The organism is Stenotrophobium rhamnosiphilum (assembly GCF_003052265.1).
Classification (GTDB): domain Bacteria; phylum Pseudomonadota; class Gammaproteobacteria; order Nevskiales; family Nevskiaceae; genus Stenotrophobium; species Stenotrophobium rhamnosiphilum.
In genome coordinates this window covers 155,581-175,984 of sequence record NZ_QANS01000003.1, presented here as the reverse complement: position 1 = coordinate 175,984, position 20,404 = coordinate 155,581, and the positions used below count along the sequence as shown (strand labels likewise).

The 20,404-nt window shown below is 56.0% G+C and carries 20 protein-coding genes; 8 read left to right on the top strand and 12 right to left on the bottom strand.

The genetic code is table 11. The annotated features are described in order from the left end of the window. Complete coding sequence (locus CJD38_RS08340; protein ID WP_107939882.1) at positions 1-294, bottom strand: NAD(P) transhydrogenase subunit alpha part 2; 294 nt, start codon at positions 292-294, stop codon at positions 1-3. Between the two features lie 143 nt (positions 295-437). Beyond that, a complete protein-coding gene (locus tag CJD38_RS08335; protein WP_107939881.1) occupies positions 438-1,562 on the bottom strand; it encodes an NAD(P) transhydrogenase subunit alpha in 1,125 nt (374 codons plus the stop codon). A 294-nt stretch (positions 1,563-1,856) separates the two neighbouring features. On the opposite strand from CJD38_RS08335, the gene CJD38_RS08330 reads away from it, so the two are divergent. Both CJD38_RS08330 and CJD38_RS08325 read left to right on the top strand, forming a co-directional pair. Continuing rightward, on the top strand, positions 1,857-2,339 hold the full coding sequence (locus tag CJD38_RS08330) for an FKBP-type peptidyl-prolyl cis-trans isomerase (protein ID WP_107940336.1): 483 nt from the start codon (positions 1,857-1,859) through the stop codon (positions 2,337-2,339). A gap of 93 nt (positions 2,340-2,432) precedes the next feature. Continuing rightward, the gene (locus tag CJD38_RS08325) at positions 2,433-3,269 is read left to right on the top strand and encodes a class I SAM-dependent methyltransferase (RefSeq protein WP_107939880.1); all 837 of its coding nucleotides are present in this window, start codon (positions 2,433-2,435) and stop codon (positions 3,267-3,269) included. Positions 3,270-3,318: 49 nt separating this feature from the next. On the opposite strand, the gene CJD38_RS08320 is transcribed toward CJD38_RS08325, so the two are convergent. From CJD38_RS08320 to CJD38_RS08275, 10 genes are read right to left on the bottom strand one after another with little or no spacing between them, the layout of a single operon-like run. Next, the gene (locus tag CJD38_RS08320; protein WP_107939879.1) at positions 3,319-4,254 is read right to left on the bottom strand and encodes a response regulator transcription factor; all 936 of its coding nucleotides are present in this window, start codon (positions 4,252-4,254) and stop codon (positions 3,319-3,321) included. Next, complete coding sequence (locus CJD38_RS08315; protein WP_107940335.1) at positions 4,251-7,631, bottom strand: hybrid sensor histidine kinase/response regulator; 3,381 nt, start codon at positions 7,629-7,631, stop codon at positions 4,251-4,253. The genes CJD38_RS08320 and CJD38_RS08315 overlap by 4 nt, the downstream gene beginning before the upstream one ends. Positions 7,632-7,661: 30 nt before the next feature. Beyond that, the gene (locus tag CJD38_RS08310) at positions 7,662-8,243 is read right to left on the bottom strand and encodes a HupE/UreJ family protein (RefSeq protein WP_107939878.1); all 582 of its coding nucleotides are present in this window, start codon (positions 8,241-8,243) and stop codon (positions 7,662-7,664) included. Further along, on the bottom strand, positions 8,243-8,917 hold the full coding sequence (gene ureG / locus CJD38_RS08305; RefSeq protein ID WP_107939877.1) for an urease accessory protein UreG: 675 nt from the start codon (positions 8,915-8,917) through the stop codon (positions 8,243-8,245). The genes CJD38_RS08310 and ureG overlap by 1 nt, the downstream gene beginning before the upstream one ends. Further along, a complete protein-coding gene (locus tag CJD38_RS08300; protein WP_240783568.1) occupies positions 8,914-9,624 on the bottom strand; it encodes an urease accessory protein UreF in 711 nt (236 codons plus the stop codon). The genes ureG and CJD38_RS08300 overlap by 4 nt, the downstream gene beginning before the upstream one ends. Further along, positions 9,614-10,117 carry an urease accessory protein UreE gene (gene ureE / locus CJD38_RS08295; protein WP_107939876.1) on the bottom strand — a complete coding sequence of 168 codons (504 nt, stop codon included), beginning with the start codon at positions 10,115-10,117 and terminating at the stop codon, positions 9,614-9,616. Before ureE ends, CJD38_RS08300 begins: the two co-directional genes overlap by 11 nt. 2 nt (positions 10,118-10,119) lie before the next feature. Next, positions 10,120-11,832: an urease subunit alpha gene (gene ureC / locus CJD38_RS08290; RefSeq protein WP_107939875.1), complete on the bottom strand. Its 1,713-nt coding sequence runs from the start codon at positions 11,830-11,832 to the stop codon at positions 10,120-10,122. Continuing rightward, positions 11,829-12,134, bottom strand: a complete 306-nt coding sequence (locus CJD38_RS08285) for an urease subunit beta (protein WP_107939874.1) — start codon at positions 12,132-12,134, stop codon at positions 11,829-11,831. The genes ureC and CJD38_RS08285 overlap by 4 nt, the downstream gene beginning before the upstream one ends. Positions 12,135-12,148: 14 nt before the next feature. Further along, entirely contained in the window at positions 12,149-12,451 is a 303-nt protein-coding gene (locus CJD38_RS08280) for an urease subunit gamma (RefSeq protein ID WP_107939873.1), read from the bottom strand. Then, a complete protein-coding gene (locus CJD38_RS08275; RefSeq protein WP_240783567.1) occupies positions 12,451-13,317 on the bottom strand; it encodes an urease accessory protein UreD in 867 nt (288 codons plus the stop codon). The genes CJD38_RS08280 and CJD38_RS08275 overlap by 1 nt, the downstream gene beginning before the upstream one ends. A gap of 228 nt (positions 13,318-13,545) precedes the next feature. Here CJD38_RS08275 and CJD38_RS08270 point away from each other — a divergent pair, with 228 nt between their 5' ends. The 6 genes from CJD38_RS08270 to urtE all read left to right on the top strand — a co-directional run bounded on the left by CJD38_RS08270 (position 13,546) and on the right by urtE (position 20,382). Beyond that, positions 13,546-14,649, top strand: a complete 1,104-nt coding sequence (locus tag CJD38_RS08270) for a porin family protein (protein WP_107939872.1) — start codon at positions 13,546-13,548, stop codon at positions 14,647-14,649. 60 nt (positions 14,650-14,709) lie between these two features. After that, on the top strand, positions 14,710-15,987 hold the full coding sequence (gene urtA / locus CJD38_RS08265) for an urea ABC transporter substrate-binding protein (RefSeq protein WP_107940332.1): 1,278 nt from the start codon (positions 14,710-14,712) through the stop codon (positions 15,985-15,987). Positions 15,988-16,088: 101 nt separating this feature from the next. Continuing rightward, positions 16,089-17,756: an urea ABC transporter permease subunit UrtB gene (gene urtB, locus CJD38_RS08260; RefSeq protein WP_107939871.1), complete on the top strand. Its 1,668-nt coding sequence runs from the start codon at positions 16,089-16,091 to the stop codon at positions 17,754-17,756. Between the two features lies 1 nt (position 17,757). Beyond that, positions 17,758-18,861 (top strand): urea ABC transporter permease subunit UrtC, encoded by a 1,104-nt coding sequence (urtC, locus tag CJD38_RS08255; RefSeq protein WP_107939870.1) that lies wholly within the window; start codon positions 17,758-17,760, stop codon positions 18,859-18,861. A gap of 2 nt (positions 18,862-18,863) precedes the next feature. After that, positions 18,864-19,667 (top strand): urea ABC transporter ATP-binding protein UrtD, encoded by an 804-nt coding sequence (urtD, locus tag CJD38_RS08250; protein ID WP_206362951.1) that lies wholly within the window; start codon positions 18,864-18,866, stop codon positions 19,665-19,667. 13 nt (positions 19,668-19,680) lie between these two features. Next, entirely contained in the window at positions 19,681-20,382 is a 702-nt protein-coding gene (gene urtE / locus CJD38_RS08245) for an urea ABC transporter ATP-binding subunit UrtE (protein WP_107940331.1), read from the top strand. The last annotated feature ends 22 nt before the right edge of the window (positions 20,383-20,404 follow it).

Below are 20,404 nucleotides of genomic sequence, written 5' to 3'. Positions count from 1 at the left end.
TTAGGCCTTTTTCTTGTCTGAGGACTTGAACATCTGCAGCATGCGTTCGGTCACCACGTAACCGCCAGCCGCGTTACCCGCGCCAAGCAATACACCGAGGAAACCAATCACCTGCTCCGTGATGCTGGTTGCGTTGAGCAGTGCGAACAGCGCACCGACCACAACGATACCGTGCACGAAGTTCGAACCCGACATGAGCGGCGTGTGCAAAATCGAAGGCACGCGACCAATGATCTCGAAGCCGGTGAAGGCGGCGAGCATGAAGATGTACAGCGCTACGAATCCAGTCAGCATAATGTTATGACCTCAACTATTTATGTGTTTCAGTGACGCCATCCATGGCGCAACATTGTTCCTATTCTGAGAGCCCGGCCCGGCCATCCATGGCCGGGCGTTCGCCGGGATGAGTGTCCACTGGACACTCATCTATTTCCGGCTCACCCCTCTACCGCTTTCTTCGCGGCTTCGTTCTTGATGTCACCAGCGTGCGTCAGCACAGTCTTGGCAATGATTTCGTCTTCCCAATCCAGCTTGAACTCTTTGTCCTTGATCATCAGCTCGAGCAGATTGAGCTGGTTCTTGGCGTAGAGCTCGCTGGCGTGTTCGCCGAGCAGCGACGGCACGTTGAGCGGAGCGACGATCGTGACTTGACCCACTTGAATCGTTTCGCCCGGCTGCGTGTATTCGCAGTTACCGCCGCCTTCTGCTGCGAGGTCGATGATGACCGCGCCAGCCTTCATGCCATCAACCTGCGCCTTGCTGATCAGCTTCGGCGAAGGACGGCCCGGAATTGCAGCCGTGGTGATGATGAGGTCAGCAGCCTGAATGTGCTTGGTCACAACCGAAGAAATCTTTTCTTTTTCTTCAGCCGTCAGTTCGCGTGCATAACCACCTGCACCGCGAGCATCAACACCGGTATCCACGAACTTGGCGCCGAGTGACTCAGCCTGTTCCTTGGTTTCCGGACGAACGTCATAGCCTTCCGTCATCGCGCCGAGGCGGCGTGCGGTGGCCAGAGCCTGCAGACCAGCAACGCCGAGACCCATAACGAGTGCCTTGGCTGGACGGATCGAGCCAACAGCCGTCGTCATCATCGGCAGAATACGTGCGAGGCTGGTCGCTCCGAGCAATGCGCCGTAGTAACCGGCGAGTGCGGCCTGCGAGGACAGTGCGTCCATCGCCTGTGCACGCGAAATACGCGGCACCAGTTCCATCGCAAAGCAGGTGATCTTCTTGTCGCGCATGAGCTTAACGAGGTCAGGCTCTTTATGTGCGTAGACGAAGGAGAGCAGCACCGAGCCATCTTTCATTGCGTTAACGATGTCAGCCGTAGGCGGCTGAACCGACAACACGATGTCAGCTTCGCTCACCAAACCCTGAGGGTTAGCGACGAAGTTAATGTTCTTATATGCGGCATCGGCCAGTTTCACGCTTAGGCCAGCGCCCGTCTGCATGCTGATTTCAGCGCCCAGCTTGATCAGCTTTTCAGCCACCGCAGGCACGAGTGCAACACGCTTTTCGTTAGCGCGAGTTTCTTTTAGCACGGCAATTTTCACTGCCATAAATGCTCCTCAGACTTCGTAAAAAAGATCAAAAAAAGACGCCTGTACCGACGTTTACAGATATGACAGGTCGGGGCAGCAAGACCAGTCCGCAGGTCAAGTTATTGAGGCGCGCCGAAAGTTTAGCCGATTGTGCCGGCGTATACATTCCCCTCAAAAGAGTAGGAAAAAAGCGATTTTGGGTAGGGTCGAGTAGGTCGCTGCGATCGCCGATTTAGCCCGTTTCCACTGTTCCGAGTTAGCATACGCGCCCTTTTAGCTCGTAAAGACCGTCCCCCGGTCATGGAATCTGCCATGCAAATCGCTGACAAAAGCGTCGTACTGATGCACTACACCCTGACCAATGAGAAGGGAGAAGTGCTTGATAGCTCCGCAGGCTCCGAGCCTCTCGCTTACCTGCACGGCGGCGGCAACATCATCCCCGGCCTCGAAAATGCCCTCACCGGCAAAAAAGCTGGCGACAAACTCAAAGTAACCGTGCAGCCACAAGATGGCTACGGTCTGCGTGATGACTCACTGGTTCAGCAGGTTCCGCGCCGCGCCTTCCAAGGCGTTGCTGATGTGAAGCCTGGCATGAGCTTTACCGCCGACGGCCCACAGGGCCCGGTTCGCGTCACCGTCACCAAAGTGCTCGGCGACATGGTCACCGTCGACAGCAACCACGCCCTCGCTGGCGAAGTGCTGAACTTTGACGTTGAGATCACCGAAGTTCGCGAAGCGAGCCAAGAAGAACTCGACCATGGTCACGTTCATGGCGCTGGCGGTCACCATCACTAAGCTGTAATTGTGAGATATCTGCCGGAGTGCATTCGCACTCCGGCAGAACGTTTAGCGATACCCTTGGTCATATAGAGGACTCAGGGAAATTGCATGAAAACCAGATTAATCTTGGCGCTACTCGCCACCAGCCTTACTGCTGCGTGCGCCGGCAACAGCGTCATTAAATTCTTCTCACCGCCGCCGACGCCACTTGAACGGGCCGTCGACAATCCCACTCGCAGCACCGAATTTCGCGCGCGCGATGTTTATCGGCATCCGCTCCAAACGTTGAAATTCTTCGATGTGAATGCGGATATGACCGTGGTCGAGATCTGGCCCGGCGCGGGTTGGTACACGGAAATTCTCGCGCCCTTATTGCGTGGTCGTGGCCAATACATTGCTGCTGGTTTTGTCGTGAGCGCTGAAAACAGTCCGCGCTGGCGCCAAGACATGGCGCAAGACTTCGCCAAGAAATTCGCCAATAGCCCAGAGCTCTATGGCCATGTGCAGGTCACGGAATTGGGCGCGCCTGATCGTTGGCAGATGGCACCCGCAGGCAGCGCGGATCGCGTGCTGACTTTCCGCAATGTTCACAACTGGATGACAGGCGGCTTTGAGCGCGAGATGTTTGCAGCGATGTTTACTGCGCTAAAGCCCGGTGGCGTGTTGGGCGTTGTTGAGCATCGTGCCAAACCAGACGCCACACTCGAACAAATGAAAAAGAGTGGCTACGTCACTGAGGCTTACGTAATTCAGCTAGCGGAAAATGCAGGCTTCAAACTGCAAGCCAAATCAGAGATCAACGCCAATCTCAAAGACAGCAAAGATTATCCGCAAGGCGTGTGGACGCTGCCGCCGACTTTGAGACTGGGCGAACAAGATAAACAAAAGTATCTCGACATCGGCGAGAGCGATCGCATGACGTTGAAGTTTGTGAAGCCGAAGTAGCCATCCCTTAGAACATCGTCATTCCCGCCTACGCGGGAATGACAGCACCTTACTGACTGAGAATCCGAACAGCACGCGCTGCTGCAGATGCACGATTCTCAACACCGAGCTTTTCGAAAACTTGCTCCAAGTGTTTATTCACCGTACGCGGACTGATGCCGAGAATCTCGCTGACATCGCGATTTGATTTGCCGCGACTGATCCACAGCAACACGTCTGCTTCGCGTGCAGTCAGTACAAGCGCACCTTGCAGCATCAGCGCCTGTTTAGCTTGTTCGACGTCTGTATCCATCACGATTTCGGCAAGGCGGAACAGGTACTCACCGGGACCCGCAGAGCTGATGTAGGAAAACTCTAGCTTACGTGTGCCAACCGTCAGTCCCATCGGACCTCCGATGACGCCTTCGACACGTAGTCGGGTTAGATAATCAGCAATCGTTTTAGGAAAGCGCAGTTCCGTCGGATTCGATTTAAAAAGTTGTGCGAGCAGCTGCTCTGCACGCGGCGTGCACCACTGCGGCTGGCCGCTGGCATCGACTGATAGCAAGAAGCGGCCGGTCGCATCTAATGCGGTGTGCGAAGCCTGCGCCACACGAGCATTCGCTAGATGCACACGTATACGAGCGAGGAGTTCGCTCAAGATGAGTGGTTTGGTGACGTAATCAACGCCCCCGACTTCCAAGCCGCGCAGCACATGTTCGGTTTCGGTAAGACCGGTCATGAAAATAACCGGCAGTTGCGTTAGACGTTTTTCCTGTCGGATGCGACGACAAGTTTCAAAGCCATCAATGCCCGGCATCATCGCGTCCATCAAGATCAGATCAGGCGTGACTTCATCGAGCAAATTCAGCGCGCCCTCGCCGCTGGTTGCGACGAGTACGGTGATGCCTGCGCTTTCCAGCGTATCGGTCAGCAGGCTCAGACTTTCTGGCGTGTCATCCACGGCCAGAACAATGTCGCGGCGTACGAGTCTTTCTTCGTTCATGAGGGGGTGTTGTCCATGGTATCCAAGGCGCTCAGATAACCTTTGAGATCAAAGCTGCTGGCGAGCTGTCGCAGATGTGCAAGTTGTGGAGCGCAGCCCGGATCCTCTGTTTCAATCTCGCGCAGCTTGGCTTCAATGCCGCGCACATGTCCCATGCGACCGAGTTGGCGCAGCGCGCTCAAGTGTTTGCGCAAGCCTAGAGAACTGGCACTCAGTAATGCCGCAGCAGGTGCTAAAGCAACAGGTGAAACTTCGGCGTAAATCCATTGAAGCTCCAGCAAGCTGCGCAGGCGCTCGAGCAGAAAATCGACGTCGATAGGTTTGGTGACAAAGGCATCGTGAGCAGCATGTGTTTCGTCATCGTTGTCGCCGGGGCGATGATCATGTGCATTCGCAGAAACCATGACGATGCGAAGCGCGGGCATCAACTCACGCAATCGAGCAGCAGCTTCCCAGCCGTTGGCGCCGGGCATCGCGATGTCCAGCGTCACCAAATCAGGTTGGCATTGCTGCGCCATTTCTACAGCAGCGAGACCATCGCTGGCTTGGAATAAACGGAAATCTAGCGGCGCTAAAAGATGACGAAGAAGATTGAGATGCTCGGGATCATCGTCCACCAGTAACACTTTTCTGCGCGGGCCTTCATAGCCGATGATTGGCCGACGAATTTCCGCAGAGGCTTCGCCGCGTGCTTCCGATAAATGCAGGCGCACGAGAAAGCGACTGCCTTCGCCCGGCGTGCTCTGCACGGAAATTTCACCGCCCATGATCTGCACCAGCACCTTGGTGATCGTCAGGCCCAGACCTGCGCCCGGCGCAGCTTTTGCACCCGGCATGCCGCCGCGTTCAAACGGCTTGAAGATGTCATCCATGTCTTGTGGACGAATACCGATGCCGGTATCAGCAATTTCAAACTCGGCGACATGCGAGCGATAGCGCACGCTGAGTGAGGCGTGACCGCTGTCAGTGAACTTGATTGCGTTGGACAAGAGATTGATCAGGACCTGACGCAGGCGTTTCTCATCAATGTTTACTACAGCGGGCAACCATGCAGCCGCTTCATAACGGAACTCAATGCCCTTGGCCACAGCCTGCACACGGAACATGTCGACGATCTGATCGAGAAAATCAGTCAAGCGGACCTTGTCGCGGTTCAGTCGCAGTAAACCACTTTCAATTTTCGAAATATCCAGCAGACCATCAACCAGATTGGATAGATGTTCCGCGCTGCGACGAATTACGCGCACAGCATTTTGTGGCGGATTCGCAGGCTCGCGTTCCAGCAACTGTGCATAGCCAAAAATTGAATTCAGCGGTGAGCGAATTTCATGACTGATGCCGACGACGTAGCGACTCTTGGCTTCGTTGGCAGCCTCTGCAACTTCCTTGGCTTTCTGCAGCGCGGCGTCAGTGCGTTCGTGTGCAGCAATTTCATCCATCAGCATCGCGGTCTGTCTGGATGACTCGCTCAATGCGGTGTTACGTGTGGAATGCGCCAGCACCAACAACCAACAAGCCACGCCTGAAAAAATGAACAGCGCGAGGAACACGATCCACAAGGTTGTGCCAATCACGCCACGCGCATCTGGCACTAGCGTTCCATATTGGAAATAGATGAACGACAGCAGGCAGGCAATCGCGAGCGTGAACAGAAACAACATGCCGAGAAAGTGTCCGACGCTGCGGATATGCATCGAGTTGGCGAGTTTGCCCGGCAACAGTCGCGCGAGCACTGCGGCAATCTGCTGACCGAAGCGACTCTCTTCTTTGCAGACGTCGTGACAGCGCGCTTCCAGTGTGCAGCACAGTGAACAGATCGGTCCTTTGTAGGCTGGGCAGAACGCCATGTCCGGTCGTTCAAAAGTGGTTTCACAAATCACGCAGCGAATTTCTTTTAGCCCTTCTGGCAATCCTGTTGGCTGGCGCGCCAGATAGAAACGCCCACCCGTTGCCCAAGCGATTAAAGGTGCTGTCACCATCGCTACGCCAAAACCAATGAACGGCGATAGCGCCTGCGGCAAAGTGCCGAACATGCCAAAGAATGCGCTGGTCGAAACAATGATCGACAGCAGCATACTGCCAACGCCGACGGGATTGATGTCGTACAAGTGCGCGCGTTTGAACTCGATATTTGGCGGACTCAGGCCGAGTGGTTTGTTGATGACCAGATCGGCAGTGAGTGCGCCGATCCAGCCGACCGCAAAATTGGCGTAGAGCATCAACAGACTTTCAATCACACTGAAGATGCCGATCTCCATCAGCAGCAATGCAATGAGTACATTGAAAACCAGCCACACCACGCGACCCGGATGTGCGTGTGTCAGGCGTGAGAAGAAATTCGACCATGCAATAGAACCTGCGTAAGCGTTCGTCGTATTGATCTTGATCTGGCAAGTGACGATGAACACGCCGGTGACGGCCAGCGCCACGGCGGGTGAATCCAACATGTCGCGAAACACGACATTGAACATTTCAACCGGCTGAGACGCCGCAGATTCAGGAACGCCATGACGCAGTGCGAACCAGGCAAGCAAACCACCGGCTGCGAGTTTCAGCGCGCCCATGAAAACCCAGCCCGGACCAGTGCTGAGCACTGCGGTCCACCAGCGCCAAGCGCCGACGCGTTCGCGATCTGGCATGAAACGCAGATAGTCCGCCTGCTCGCCAATCTGCGGCAGCAGCGATAAGAGTGTGGACGCTGCGACTGCAAACAAAGGCAAATCAATCGTGTTGCCGCCGGTGCCTCGCTGGCCTGCAAACGATTGCCAGTCGTGCATATCCGACGAGTAATTCCAAAACAGATAGATGATGGGTGCGATTTGAAGCACCAGCCAGATTGGCTGCGTCCACACCTGCATGCGACTGATCAAACTGATGCCGTAAATGGCGATGGGAATTACCACCAGCGCACTGACCAGATGTGCGATCCATAACGGCATGCCCGTCACCATGTGCAAGGCCTGCGACATGATGCTGGCTTCAATCGAGAACAATAAAAATGTAAACGAGGCGTAGATCAGCGAAGTGATGGTTGAGCCCATGTAGCCAAAGCCCGCACCGCGCGTCAGCAGATCGATGTCGAGTCCGTCACGCGCAGCGTAATAGGCAATCGGCAGGCCCACCAAAAACATGAACACCGACACCACAGCAATCGCCAGCATCACATTGGCAAAACCAAACTGCAGACTCAGGCTGCCACCAATTGCTTCGCAAGCCAGAAAAGAAATCGCGCCGAGCGCGGTACTGGCAATAACGAATGACGAGCGCTTGCGTGCCTTCTCGGCGGTGTAACGCAACGCGTAGTCTTCCAGCGTCTGACTACCCGCCCACTTATTGTATTGGCGGCGCTCGCGAACGATCCGCTGTTGCGGATGGATCACATATTCGCGAGGCGTGGACACCGTTTCTTACGCGAAGCTGTAGACGAGGCCAACCGCAACGGTGCCAAGACCACAAGCTCGCGCGAGCCAGCGCGAGTGACGTGCTGACACGGTGCCGAAAGACAAGCCTGCAATATGCAGCGTCGCTGTCGCGAACAAAAACCCAAGTGCGAATGCCGAAGGCTGTGCAAGTGTTGGCAGTTCACTGCCATGCGCTGCGCCGTGAAAAAAAGCGAAGACGCCAACAACACTCATTGCCAGTTGCAGTGGCAAGCGCCATGCGGTGGCACACAGCAGACCCAGTGCGAGCAAAGAAGCGGCGATGCCTGCTTCAACTTGCGGCGGCGTGTAGCCGTTGAAAGCGAACAGCGCGCCACAACCCATCAAGGCTAGAAAACTCGCAGGCACCCACAGACGCGCACGACCACCGAGTTGTGCGGCCCAGACGCCAACAACCAGCATCGCCAACAAATGATCGAGACCGAGTAGCGGATGCATCAGGCCTGCGACGAAACCTGCACCGGGCAGATCGTGACCGGGATGAGCAAACGCTGGCGCAGTCGCCAGCAACAGACTTAGTGCCAAGCCAATAGTAGAAATCTTACGCATTAGAAGGTCTCCGGAAATTCGCGCGGTGGTAGGCCGCCGGTTTTAGCGATGAAGGCGGCGATTTCATGCACGCCTTTATTGATTTTGAGATTGGTGAAAATGAAAGGACGCTCGCCACGCATTTTTTTCGAATCGCGATCCATCACTTCCAGCGAAGCGCCGACCAGCGGGGCGAGATCGATCTTGTTGATCACGAGTAAATCCGAGCGCGTGATGCCGGGGCCGCCTTTGCGTGGAATTTTGTCGCCCGCGGAAACGTCGATGACGTAAATCGTGATGTCGGCGAGTTCTGGCGAGAACGTCGCGGCGAGATTGTCTCCGCCGCTTTCGACAAAGATCAGTTCCAGCGCCGGAAACTTGCGATGCATTTCAGCGACCGCGGCCAGATTGATGCTGGCGTCTTCACGAATGGCCGTGTGTGGACAGCCGCCGGTTTCGACGCCAGCGATGCGATCGGGCGTCAGCGCGCCAGCGCGGGTTAGAAACTCGGCGTCTTCCTTTGTGTAGATGTCGTTGGTGATGGCGGCGACGTCGTAAACCTGTCGCATCAGTTTGCACAGACGCTCGGTCAGCGCGGTTTTGCCGCTGCCGACCGGGCCGCCGATGCCGACCCGCAGGGGGCCGTTGCCGGGCGAGAACTGCGGGACTTCGCGGAGAGGTTGAGGTGCGTTCATGATCGAAAGAGTCTTGTGTATTGGGTTTCGTGGCGGAGCGAGCAAAATTCCAGCGCCGGCGCGGCACTGCCAAGGTCGTCCAGATTTGTCAGCAAGGCGCGTGCCGTTACGGCTTCAACCACCGGGCCGAGGCGGGCAATAGCGATCTGGCCATCGGTTTGTCCCAGTGGCACGAGGCGCAATCCGGCGGAAACCAGATTGGCGGCGACGCTGTGTAAATAGGCATGCAAGGCCGGTTGCAGTGGCACTTCATAAGCTGCGCAACTCAGAGCCACAACCACCGTGTGTGAAGTGGCTTGGTCATGCTGACGTTTTGCATAGTCGTCCAACCGTGCATGCGGCCAAGCGCGGCGGGTGACGCTTAAAAAGGCTGAACCCTGCTGGCGACTTTCTAAAGCGGTTTCTGAGCTGGCGCGAAAGACGGCGGCCAGTTCAGAGATTTCATCAAGCGTGTCGTCATCGCCCGCCGCTGCAGCGCGATAGGCATGTGCAAACAACACGGCATCAATCCAAGCACCGCCGCGTTCCAGCACCGCACTGATGTAATCCACGACATCAGCAACACGCCGCACGCCGCCTTCTTCCACCGCCCATTCCAGACCGTGGCTATAGCTGAATGCGCCGGTCGGATAACTCGGAGAACACCAAGCCAGCAGTCGATACATCGCCTCAGGCGGTACGCGCGGCGTCAGCATTTCAGTGGCCATGTGTCGGCGCAGCGGCGAACACGAAGGGATGTGCGGCAGCGCCGTCGTGATGACCGTGGCCGCCCGCATATGCGCCCTGCTCTGGCGAGAACGGCGCATGCACTGAACGCACTGTCGCGCCGAGGCCGCGCAGCATGTCGGTGATGACGTAATCCTCTCGGATGTAGATGCAGTCGACGGCAAGTTGTGCGGGCAGGTGACGATTGCCGATATGCCAGGCGAGGCGCAGCAATTCGGCGGGGCTGTCGGCGCGGATTTCAGTCAGGGCTTCTGGCGCGGCGCGAACGACGATGATGAGGCCATCGGTCAGACGCAGGCCATCGCCGTCCTGCAATACGGTGGCGCGAGCCAGATCGAGCAAAAATTCCACACCGCTCGCGCTGACATAGCGGAAGCGGCGGCGATGACGCTCGTCGTAATCCAGTGTGATGGAGTCAGCGGCGTCATTCGACGACCACTGCCCGACCTTCAGCAATTCAGAGGCGCGGAGCATGGTTAGTACATGAAATAACGTTGCGCCATCGGGAGTACCGAGGCTGGTTCGCAGGTGAGTAATTCGCCATCGGCACGGACTTCATAGGTTTCAGGATCAACCTCAATATTGGGCAGGGCGTTGTTGTGAATCATGCTGCGCTTGCTGATACCGCCTCGCGTGTTGCTCACGGCGGCGAGTGGGCGGTAAATGCCCAAGCTCTGTGCATTGCCAACATCCACAAAAGCCTGGCTCACGAATAGCAAAGCACTTTCAATGCCAGCCCGGCCTAGCGAGCCGAACATCGGGCGGTAATGCACAGGTTGCGGCGTTGGGATGCTGGCATTCGGATCGCCCATCGGCGCGAGGGCAATGCTGCCACCCTTGATCACTAGATCAGGTTTGACGCCGAAGAACGCCGGCGACCACATCACCAGATCCGCGAGCTTGCCGATTTCAACCGAACCGACATGCTGCGAAATGCCGTGAGCGATAGCGGGATTGATCGTGTACTTGGCGATGTAACGGCGAACACGGAAGTTGTCGGCACCGTCGATGTCCGGCGCCAGTGCGCCGCGCTGCACTTTCATCTTGTGCGCGGTTTGCCAGCAGCGGATCACGGTTTCGCCGATGCGGCCCATGGCTTGGCTATCGCTGCTCATCATCGAGAACGCGCCGAGATCGTGAAGGATGTCTTCCGCTGCGATGGTTTCTTTGCGAATGCGGCTTTCGGCGAATGCGACGTCTTCGGCGATCTTTGGATCAAGGTGATGGCAGACCATCAGCATGTCGAGATGTTCGTCGAGTGTGTTGACCGTGTAAGGCCGCGTTGGATTCGTGCTCGACGGCAATACGTTCGCCAAGCCTGCAACGCGAATGATGTCCGGTGCATGACCGCCACCCGCGCCTTCGGTGTGGAAGGCGTGAATCGTGCGGCCTTTGAACGCAGCAATCGTGCTTTCAACAAAACCGCTTTCGTTGAGCGTGTCGGTGTGCAGCGTGGCTTGCACATCAAAGGAATCACAAACAGAGAGACAGCAGTCAATCGCCGCAGGCGTAGTGCCCCAGTCTTCGTGCAGCTTCAAACCGCAGGCCCCGGCGAGCACCATTTCTTCCAGCGCACGTGGCTGGCTCGCATTGCCCTTGCCAAACAAACCAATGTTGACCGGCAGGCTCTGCACCGACTGCAGCATGCGCGTCAGATGCCAAGGGCCCGGTGTGCACGTAGTTGCTAACGTTCCATGTGCAGGGCCAGTGCCGCCGCCAAGCAAGGTAGTGACGCCAGCGCACAGCGCATCATCAATTTGCTGCGGACAAATAAAATGGATGTGCGCGTCGATGCCGCCAGCGGTGATGATCTTGCCTTCGGCTGCGATCACTTCAGTGCCGGGACCAACAATAATGTCCACGCCCGGCTGCACATCGGGATTGCCTGCCTTACCAATTTTGACGATACGTCCGCCGCGCAAACCGATGTCGGCTTTGATGATGCCCCAATGGTCAATGATCACGGCATTGGTGATGACGGTATCAACCGCGCCTTCCGTGCGGCTCAGTTGTGATTGGCCCATGCCATCGCGAATCACTTTGCCGCCACCAAACTTCACTTCTTCACCGTAGGTCGTCAGATCCCTTTCGATGCGAATGAAGAGCTCGGTATCCGCGAGACGTACGCGGTCGCCCGTCGTGGGCCCATACATGCCAGCGTAGGCGCGGCGACTAATTGAATTGCTCATAGTGGCCCCATCACTTCGCCGCGGAAACCAATCACGATGCGGCTGCCGACGTATGGCACCAACTGGACTTCACGAGTCTGGCCTGGCTCGAACCGCATGGCCGTGCCGCTGGCAATATCCAAACGCATGCCGCGCGCCTTGACGCGATCGAAGGTCAGCGCAGGATTGGTTTCTGCAAAGTGATAGTGACTGCCGACTTGAATCGGACGATCGCCACTATTGGCAACGCTGAGCTTGAAGCCGGGGCGATCCGCATTAAGCGTGATATCGCCATCGGCGCTGATAATTTCTCCAGGGATCATAAATTTCTCGGGCTTCACCGGATAGGTTGATGAACGGTGACGAGCTTGGTGCCGTCAGGGAAAGTCGCTTCGACTTGAATCTCGTGAATCATTTCCGCCACGCCTTCCATCACCTGCGCGCGGCTGATCACTTGTGCGCCCGCTTGCATCATGTCGCTGACGCTGCGGCCGTCGCGTGCGCCTTCAATCACGGTGTCGGTGATTAGCGCAATCGCTTCGGGATGATTGAGTTTGACGCCGCGCTCTAAACGTCGACGCGCGACTATGGCTGCGAGCGAGACGAGCAATTTGTCTTTTTCGCGTGGGGTGAGATTCATCAGCAGCTCCAGACTCGGGGCAGGTGTGGACGCATGCCGGTGGCGAGATTTCGCAGGCCACCCGCAATACGCATGAGTGGAGGGCGCAGGCGCGTGGCGTCGTCTGCAAGAAAACGCACGATCAGCAAGCCATCCATGCAGGTGGCGGCGCCTAGGTCTTTGTCGGGCTCGAGCAACTCGCGCACGACTTCAAGGTGATTCGCTGCATCGTCGCCGACGTACAACAGCGTTGCGGTGATGCAGGCATTGCCAAATCCAAATGGCAGAGCGCGTTGCTGTGCAACGTCGCCTTCGAGATGCAGCGCATCCGCCCAGATCAGACGGCCATTGCGGCGGATACGCCAGGCATCGTGCAGCAGACCATGGTCGAAGCGTTCATTCATTGCGGTGCGACCAAACACAACACTCTCAAGCGCGAGCAAGCGTGCACCGGGGGCGAGATCCGCCGTGAAGCTGCGGCGCAAGCGCGCACGATCAAACAGGATGGTTTCTTGCGCGAGCCATTCCGCCCAAGCGTTCTCGCCAACGCGGTAGCGAATATCGACGCGAACGTCTTCTTCGCCGTCTGCGGCTTTGTAGAGTTTCTCTGCAGCTTGCGTGGTGACCGTGACGCAAGTGTTGACGCGCGCCTCAATCTCCACAGCCAGTCGATCACCGCCGGTGAGTCCGCCGCTGGTGGTGAGTAGCACCGCTTGCGCCGGTTCGTCAGGCTCGACATGTGGAAACAGAAACCGGCACGGCGCGTGTTGATACAAATCCGCCAGCCGCGTTACTCCCTCTTCAGCTTTGAATGCGATGCGTGCAGCACCGTGCACGCGTTGCGCGCGCGCGATCATTGGCAAGCTGTTGGCAGGACTATCAAACACAAATGGCGACTAACGCAGTGACCGTTATTGGCTAATGACAGTGCACATGCTGCCTGTCGAAGGTTTCTTTGAACCTACGTCAAACGCCCCATACCGGAGTTGAGAACCCCCACCTAGTCTGATCCCCGTAGCAATCGGGCGAGTGAGTTGGCAATGCAGCACCACTCAGCACTGTGCTCAGACAACGGGTGCCGCACAGCGGCAATTGATCCAACAGGGGGTTTATCAATGAAAGCTTCACCAAGGGACATCACCACTGGCGCGTTTGCGCCGAAGTTGCTCGCCATGGCGGGTGTTGCACTACTGGCGGCGTTGCCGACAGCGCAGGCTTTTGCGGCGGAAATTCCGCTGCCAACCATTTCCGTCGGGGCGGGAATGCGCAGCAGCTTCACGCACACCAGCGTTGATGGCGCTGCTGAAGACCCTAACGATTTCAATTTGAACAGCGCTCGCCTATATCTCGGCGGCACGGTGAACGACTACATCAAGTTCACGCTGAATACCGAATACGACAATGCCGACAGCAAGGTGCAGGTGATTGATGCCATTGCGCGCTTCGAATTTTCACCGCAGGTCAACATCTGGGCTGGCCGCTTTTTGCCGCCTAGCGACCGCGCGAATTTGAATGGACCGTATTACTCCAACGAATGGGGCTTTGCGACGGAAGGCGTGCAGGATGGTTTTCCATTCTTCGCTGCAGGTCGTGACAACGGCGTCGCTTACTGGGGCGATTTTGAAAAGCTGAAAGTTTCTGCTGGCTTCTTCGATGTGCCTAGCACCACCGGCGACAGCAAAGTCGTGAGCGCCGCGCGCGTTCAATACGATTTCTGGGATGCAGAACCGGGCTACTACCTCAACGGTACGTACTACGGCGAAAAGAACATTCTTGCACTCGGTGCGTCGACGCAATTGGTTAGCGGCGATAACGCTTACACCATCGACGGCATCATGGAAAAGAAATTGGCTGGCGGTGGCGTTGTGACGCTTTCTGCTGAATACGCCAAGTACGACGGCTTTGGTGGTTATGGCGTCAGCGTTCCGTTCACCAAGAGCGATGGCTATTTCGGCCTGGCTTCTTACTTGTTCCCAACCACTGTTGGCGTCGGCAAGTTGCAGGGCAAATTCCAGATTCTCGGCAAATACGCTTCCAGCAGCTATGACGCAGGCGGCCCGAGCATTGGACGCAACACTGCAGAAGTCGATGTGAATTACATCATCAAAGCTTTCAACGCACGCCTCAGCCTGTTCTACATCGACACCAGCTTCGACGACGCACCTCCGAGCGAAGTGGATTCGAAACAGATCGGCCTCGGCTTACAAATTCAGATTTGATCGATCTCACGACGATCTCTTAACCGAAATAAGGAGCATTGATTCATGAAAGCTATTCCTATGATCCGTCGCGCACTGTTGAGCGCCGCGGCTGCGGGCCTTCTCGCTGCCAGTTCGCTGGCGCAGGCTGCAGACACCATTAAAGTCGGCGTACTGCATTCGCTCTCGGGAACGATGGCGATTTCAGAAACGACATTGAAGGACACCGTCCTGATGATGATCGACGAGCAGAACAAGAAAGGCGGTTTGCTTGGCAAGAAACTCGAAGCGGTTGTGGTTGACCCTGCTTCAAATTGGCCACTGTTCGCAGAAAAAGCGCGCGAGCTTCTGGCTAAAAATAAAGTGGATGTTGTTTTCGGCTGCTGGACTTCGGTCTCACGCAAATCCGTATTACCAGTGTTTGAAGAACTGAACGGACTGCTCTTCTATCCCGTGCAGTACGAAGGCGAAGAATCTTCCAAGAACGTTTTCTACACCGGTGCCGCGCCTAACCAGCAGGCGATTCCGGCTGTTGACTACCTGATGAAAGATTTGAAGGTTAAGCGCTGGGTTCTTGCAGGTACCGACTACGTGTACCCACGTACCACCAACAAGATCCTCGAGGCGTACCTGAAGTCCAAAGGCGTGAAAGCTGAAGACATCATGATCAACTACACGCCGTTCGGTCAGTCGGATTGGCAGAGCATTGTTTCCGACATCAAGAAGTTTGGCTCGGCTGGTAAGAAGACAGCAGTTGTATCGACGATCAACGGCGACGCCAATGTTCCTTTCTATAAAGAACTCGGCAACCAGAAGATCTCGGCTGAAGACATTCCAGTTGTTGCGTTCTCGGTCGGTGAAGAAGAACTCGCTGGTATTGATACCAAGCCGCTTCAGGGTCACCTCGCTGCCTGGAACTACTTCCAGTCAATCAAGAGCCCAGCTAACAAGGTTGCGATTGATAACTGGCACAAGTTCATCAAGAACGACAAGCGCACGTTCAACGATCCAATGGAAGCGACGTACATCGGCTTCAACCTTTGGGTGAAGGCTGTTGAGAAGGCCAAGACCACCGACGTGAGCAAAGTTTCTGACGCCATCATCGGTCTGGAAACGCCAAACCTCACCGGTGGCGTAGCCAAGGTTCTGCCTAACCATCACATCACCAAGCCGGTCTACATCGGCGAGATCAAGGATGACGGTCAGTTCGACATTGTTTGGAAGACCAAAGCAGAAGTTCCAGGCGACGCTTGGAGCGACTTCCTGCCGGGTAGCAAAGATCTGGTGGCGGATTGGGTGACGCTGAAGTGCGGCAACTACAACACCAAGACAAAGAAGTGCTCAGGTCAAAATTTCTGATGGCGTGACAACGTGTAGCAGCATTGGACTCCGGGCTGTTATCGCCCGGAGTCCGATTTCTGCCTTAAAGGCAGACTCGGTGAGTGAATGAACTACCAAAAATGAAGAATCAAACGGCCAAAATTTTCTGCGGACTGTTGCTTGCCTTGAGCGCGATCTGCGCCAACGCGCAAGACGCAGCAGAAGATGCAGCGCCAGCAACCGTACTGCCGACGACGTACGAGGCGATGGTTGCCGCATTGCCGGAAGCCAGTTACGACGATAAAGAATTACTCCTGCAAAAGATTTCGCAAAGCGGAAATCCGCAGGCTCCCAATTTATTACATGCACTGCTTGATGGCCGCTTGATGGCGACTGAAGCAGGCAAGGTATACATCTCTCAAAGCAGCGACGAAGCGCTTGCTGCTAAAAACCTGAGCGATGCGATCACCGGTGCTGCGGTGACGGGGGTTAATGCTGAATCAATCAGTCCTATCGGTACTAACAATCGACTGCGCAAAGGGCTCAGAGCGCTTTGTGCACAACTCGATCTGGCCAGTGCGGACGCAGATGCTCGTAGCAAGGCGGTTCAATCGATCATGCGTGATCTGGATGAAGCCGGCACAGCAGCGCTGCGCGCGCGTTTACCGCTAGAAAAAGAGTCCAGCATTCAAAAATCCATCAGCAGTGCGCTGGCGCTCGCTGATTTGCAAAGCGCTGATGCAAACATTCGACTTGCCGCCGTCGAGACTTTGTCAGGCGATATCAGCAGCGAGGTTTACAACGGCCTGACGACGCTGATTACAAAAAATGACGACGGCAGCTTTACCGAACCTGATCTGCGCGTGCGCACAGCTGCAGCCGAGGGCATCAGGAAAATTGAAACACGCCGCAAAGCCTATGGCGCACTCGAAACATTGTTCTTCGGTCTCAGTCTCGGCTCCGTGCTGGTGCTCGCTGCGATTGGTTTGGCGATTACCTTCGGGGTGATGGGCGTCATCAACATGGCCCACGGCGAGTTGATCATGCTCGGCGCGTACACCACCTACGTGATGCAGCTGTTGATGCCGCAGCACATTGCCTTGTCGCTATTCCTTTCGGTGCCTGCAGCGTTTCTGGTCTCTGGCTTGGTGGGTGTGGGTATTGAACGTGGCATTGTTCGCTTCCTGCACGGGCGTCCGCTGGAAACGTTATTGGCGACTTTCGGCCTGAGCTTGGTTTTGCAGCAACTTGTTCGTTCGGTATTTTCACCATTGAATCGCTCAGTCGCTTCGCCAGAATTCATGAGCGGTTCGCTGGTGATCAACGATGCCTTCTCGGTGACCTATAACCGTCTCTACATCGTGTTCTTCATGTTGATTGTGTTTGCGGCACTGCAGCTGATTCTTAAGCGCACCTCACTCGGTTTGAAAGTACGCGCCGTTTCGCAAAACCGTGCGATGGCACGCGCGATGGGTGTGCGGACTGAATGGATCGACGCAGCTACATTTGGTTTGGGCTCCGGCATTGCGGGTGTTGCCGGTGTCGCGCTGTCGCAGCTCACCAACGTGGGTCCCAACCTCGGACAGGCCTACATCATCGATTCATTCATGGTGGTGGTGTTCGGCGGCGTCGGCAGTTTGTGGGGCACGCTGATCAGCGGTATGTCGCTCGGTGTGGTGAACAAATTGCTTGAGCCTTGGGCTGGCGCAGTGATGGCCAAAATCTTGGTATTGGTTTTCTTGATCGTCTTCATCCAGAAGAGGCCGCGCGGATTGTTCCCGCAGAAAGGCCGCTCGGTGGAGAACTAATATGATCATCAAGACGTTGAGCGAGCGTTTCTTCGCAACCGATCGCGGCAGCAGCATTTTCTTTAGCCTGCTGTTACTCGTGACGGTGTTGGTGCCGACCCTGAACCTCGCAACAGGGGAAGGTTCTTTCCTTCACATCCCCAACTATTCCGTCGCGTTGATTGGCAAATACATGTGCTACGCCATGTTGGCCATCGCAGTGGATTTGATCTGGGGCTACTGCGGTATTTTGAGTTTGGGTCACACCGCCTTCTTCGCTCTGGGCGGTTATGCGATGGGCATGTATCTGATGCGTCAGATCGGAACGCGTGGTGTGTATGCCGATCCTATTCTGCCGGACTTCATGGTGTTCCTGAATTGGAAAGAACTGCCATGGTTCTGGCATGGCATGGATCACTTCTGGCTCGCCGCGATCATGATTGTGCTGGCGCCGGGTTTGTTGGCTTATGTATTCGGCTGGTTCGCATTCCGTTCACGCGTCACCGGCGTGTATCTGTCGATCATCACGCAAGCACTGACCTATGCGCTGTTGCTCGCCTTCTTCCGCAATGAAATGGGTTTTGGCGGCAACAACGGTCTGACCGACTTCAAAGATATTTTAGGTTTTGATTTACAGGCTCAGTCGACCCGCGTTGCACTGTTCATTGCAACCGCCGTTGCCTTGGGTCTGGCCTACTTCACTTCACGCTATGTTGTGCGTTCACGTTTGGGTCGCGTGATTGAAGCGGTGCGCGATGCTGAAAGCCGCACGCGTTTCATTGGCTACAAAGTTGAGTCCTACAAACTTTGGGTGTGGACTTTCTCTGCGGTGCTCGCAGGGATCGCAGGCGCTTTGTATGTGCCGCAGGTCGGCATCATCAATCCCGGCGAATTTGCGCCAATCAATTCAATTGAAGTGGTGGTGTGGGTTGCCGTCGGTGGACGCGGAACGCTCTACGGTGCGGCGCTCGGTGCGGTGTTGGTCAACTACGCCAAAACTTATTTCACCGCAGCTTTGCCGGAAGTGTGGCTCTACGCGCTCGGCGCGTTGTTTATCGGCGTCACGTTGTTCTTACCGCAAGGCATCGTCGGCTTGATTAGTCAGCTGGCACGGAGGCGCGCATGAGCATGACCTCAATCGGCCGCTTGTTATCGCGCGGCCATTACTCCGCTCCGCCGCCGTTGGATCTGAGCCACAACATTGTTCTGTATCTTGAAGGCATCAGCGTTAGCTTTGACGGCTTTAAGGCGCTCAACAATCTCAATCTCTACATTGAGGCGGGTGAACTGCGCTGCATCATTGGCCCCAACGGTGCGGGCAAAACGACGATGATGGATGTCATCACCGGCAAGACGCGTCCTGACACAGGCTCTGCCTGGTTTGGTCAGACGATTGATCTGTTGGCTTTGAGCGAACCTGAAATTGCGCAAGCCGGCATCGGCCGTAAATTCCAGAAGCCGACCGTATTTCCAAATCACACCGTGTTCGAAAATCTGGAACTGGCACTCGCTGGCGAACGTTCAGTCTGGAAAGTTTTATTCGCCAAGCTGAGTCCATCGCAGATTGCGCGTATCGATCAGGTACTCGAAACCGTCGGCCTTAAAGATCATCGCAGCACACAAGCAGGCAGCCTTTCTCACGGGCAAAAGCAGTGGCTGGAGATCGGCATGATGCTGGTGCAAGAGCCGAAGCTGATGCTGGTCGATGAACCCGTAGCCGGCATGACGCCACAAGAAACTGAAAAGACCGCGGAGCTGTTGGTGTCGCTTGCGGGTGAGCGTTCAGTGGTTGTGGTTGAACACGATATGGATTTTGTGCGTTCGATTGCGCGCACGGTCACTGTGTTGCACGAAGGATCGGTGCTGGCTGAAGGCAGCATCGACAAAGTTCAGAACGATCCCAAAGTGGTGGAGGTTTATCTTGGCGAGTGAACCTGCCAGCACACTGCTGCACGTCAAAGGGCTTAACCAGTTCTATGGCGGCAGTCATACGCTTTGGGATGTCGAGATGGCCGTGCCGCGCGGCAGCATCACCTGCTTGATGGGCCGCAACGGCATGGGCAAGAGCACTTTGCTTCGCTGCATCATGGGGCTGACGCCTGCGGCCAACGGCGAAATTATTTTTAACGGCGATGATCTGCGCAAGAGCAACGCCGATGCACGCGCCGCTTTGCAGATTGGTTATGTGCCGCAAGGGCGTGAAATTTTTTCACAGCTGACGATTGAAGAGAATCTTCGTATCGGCTGGTACGCACGCAAAGATAGTGAGCGCATGGCTGATGTGCTGGAGCGCATCTACAGCATCTTTCCCGTGCTCAAGCAGATGTCGAAGCGACGCGGCGGTGATCTCTCAGGCGGCCAACAACAGCAACTCGCCATTGGGCGCGCGCTGGTGCTGAATCCGACCTTGCTGATTCTTGATGAGCCTTGTGAAGGCATTCAGCCGAATATCGTTCACGAGATTGGCGATCTGTTGATCAAGCTCAATCGCGAACTGGGTTTAACCGTATTGCTGGTTGAACAAAAGCTGCCGTTTGCTCGACGCGTCGGGCAGCGTTTTGAAATTCTGGATAAGGGCCGTTTCGTTGCGAAGGGCGATATCTCGGAATTGACCGACGACCTCGTGCGACACCACCTGACCGTTTAACAACGGAAAAGCTGGCTGTCGC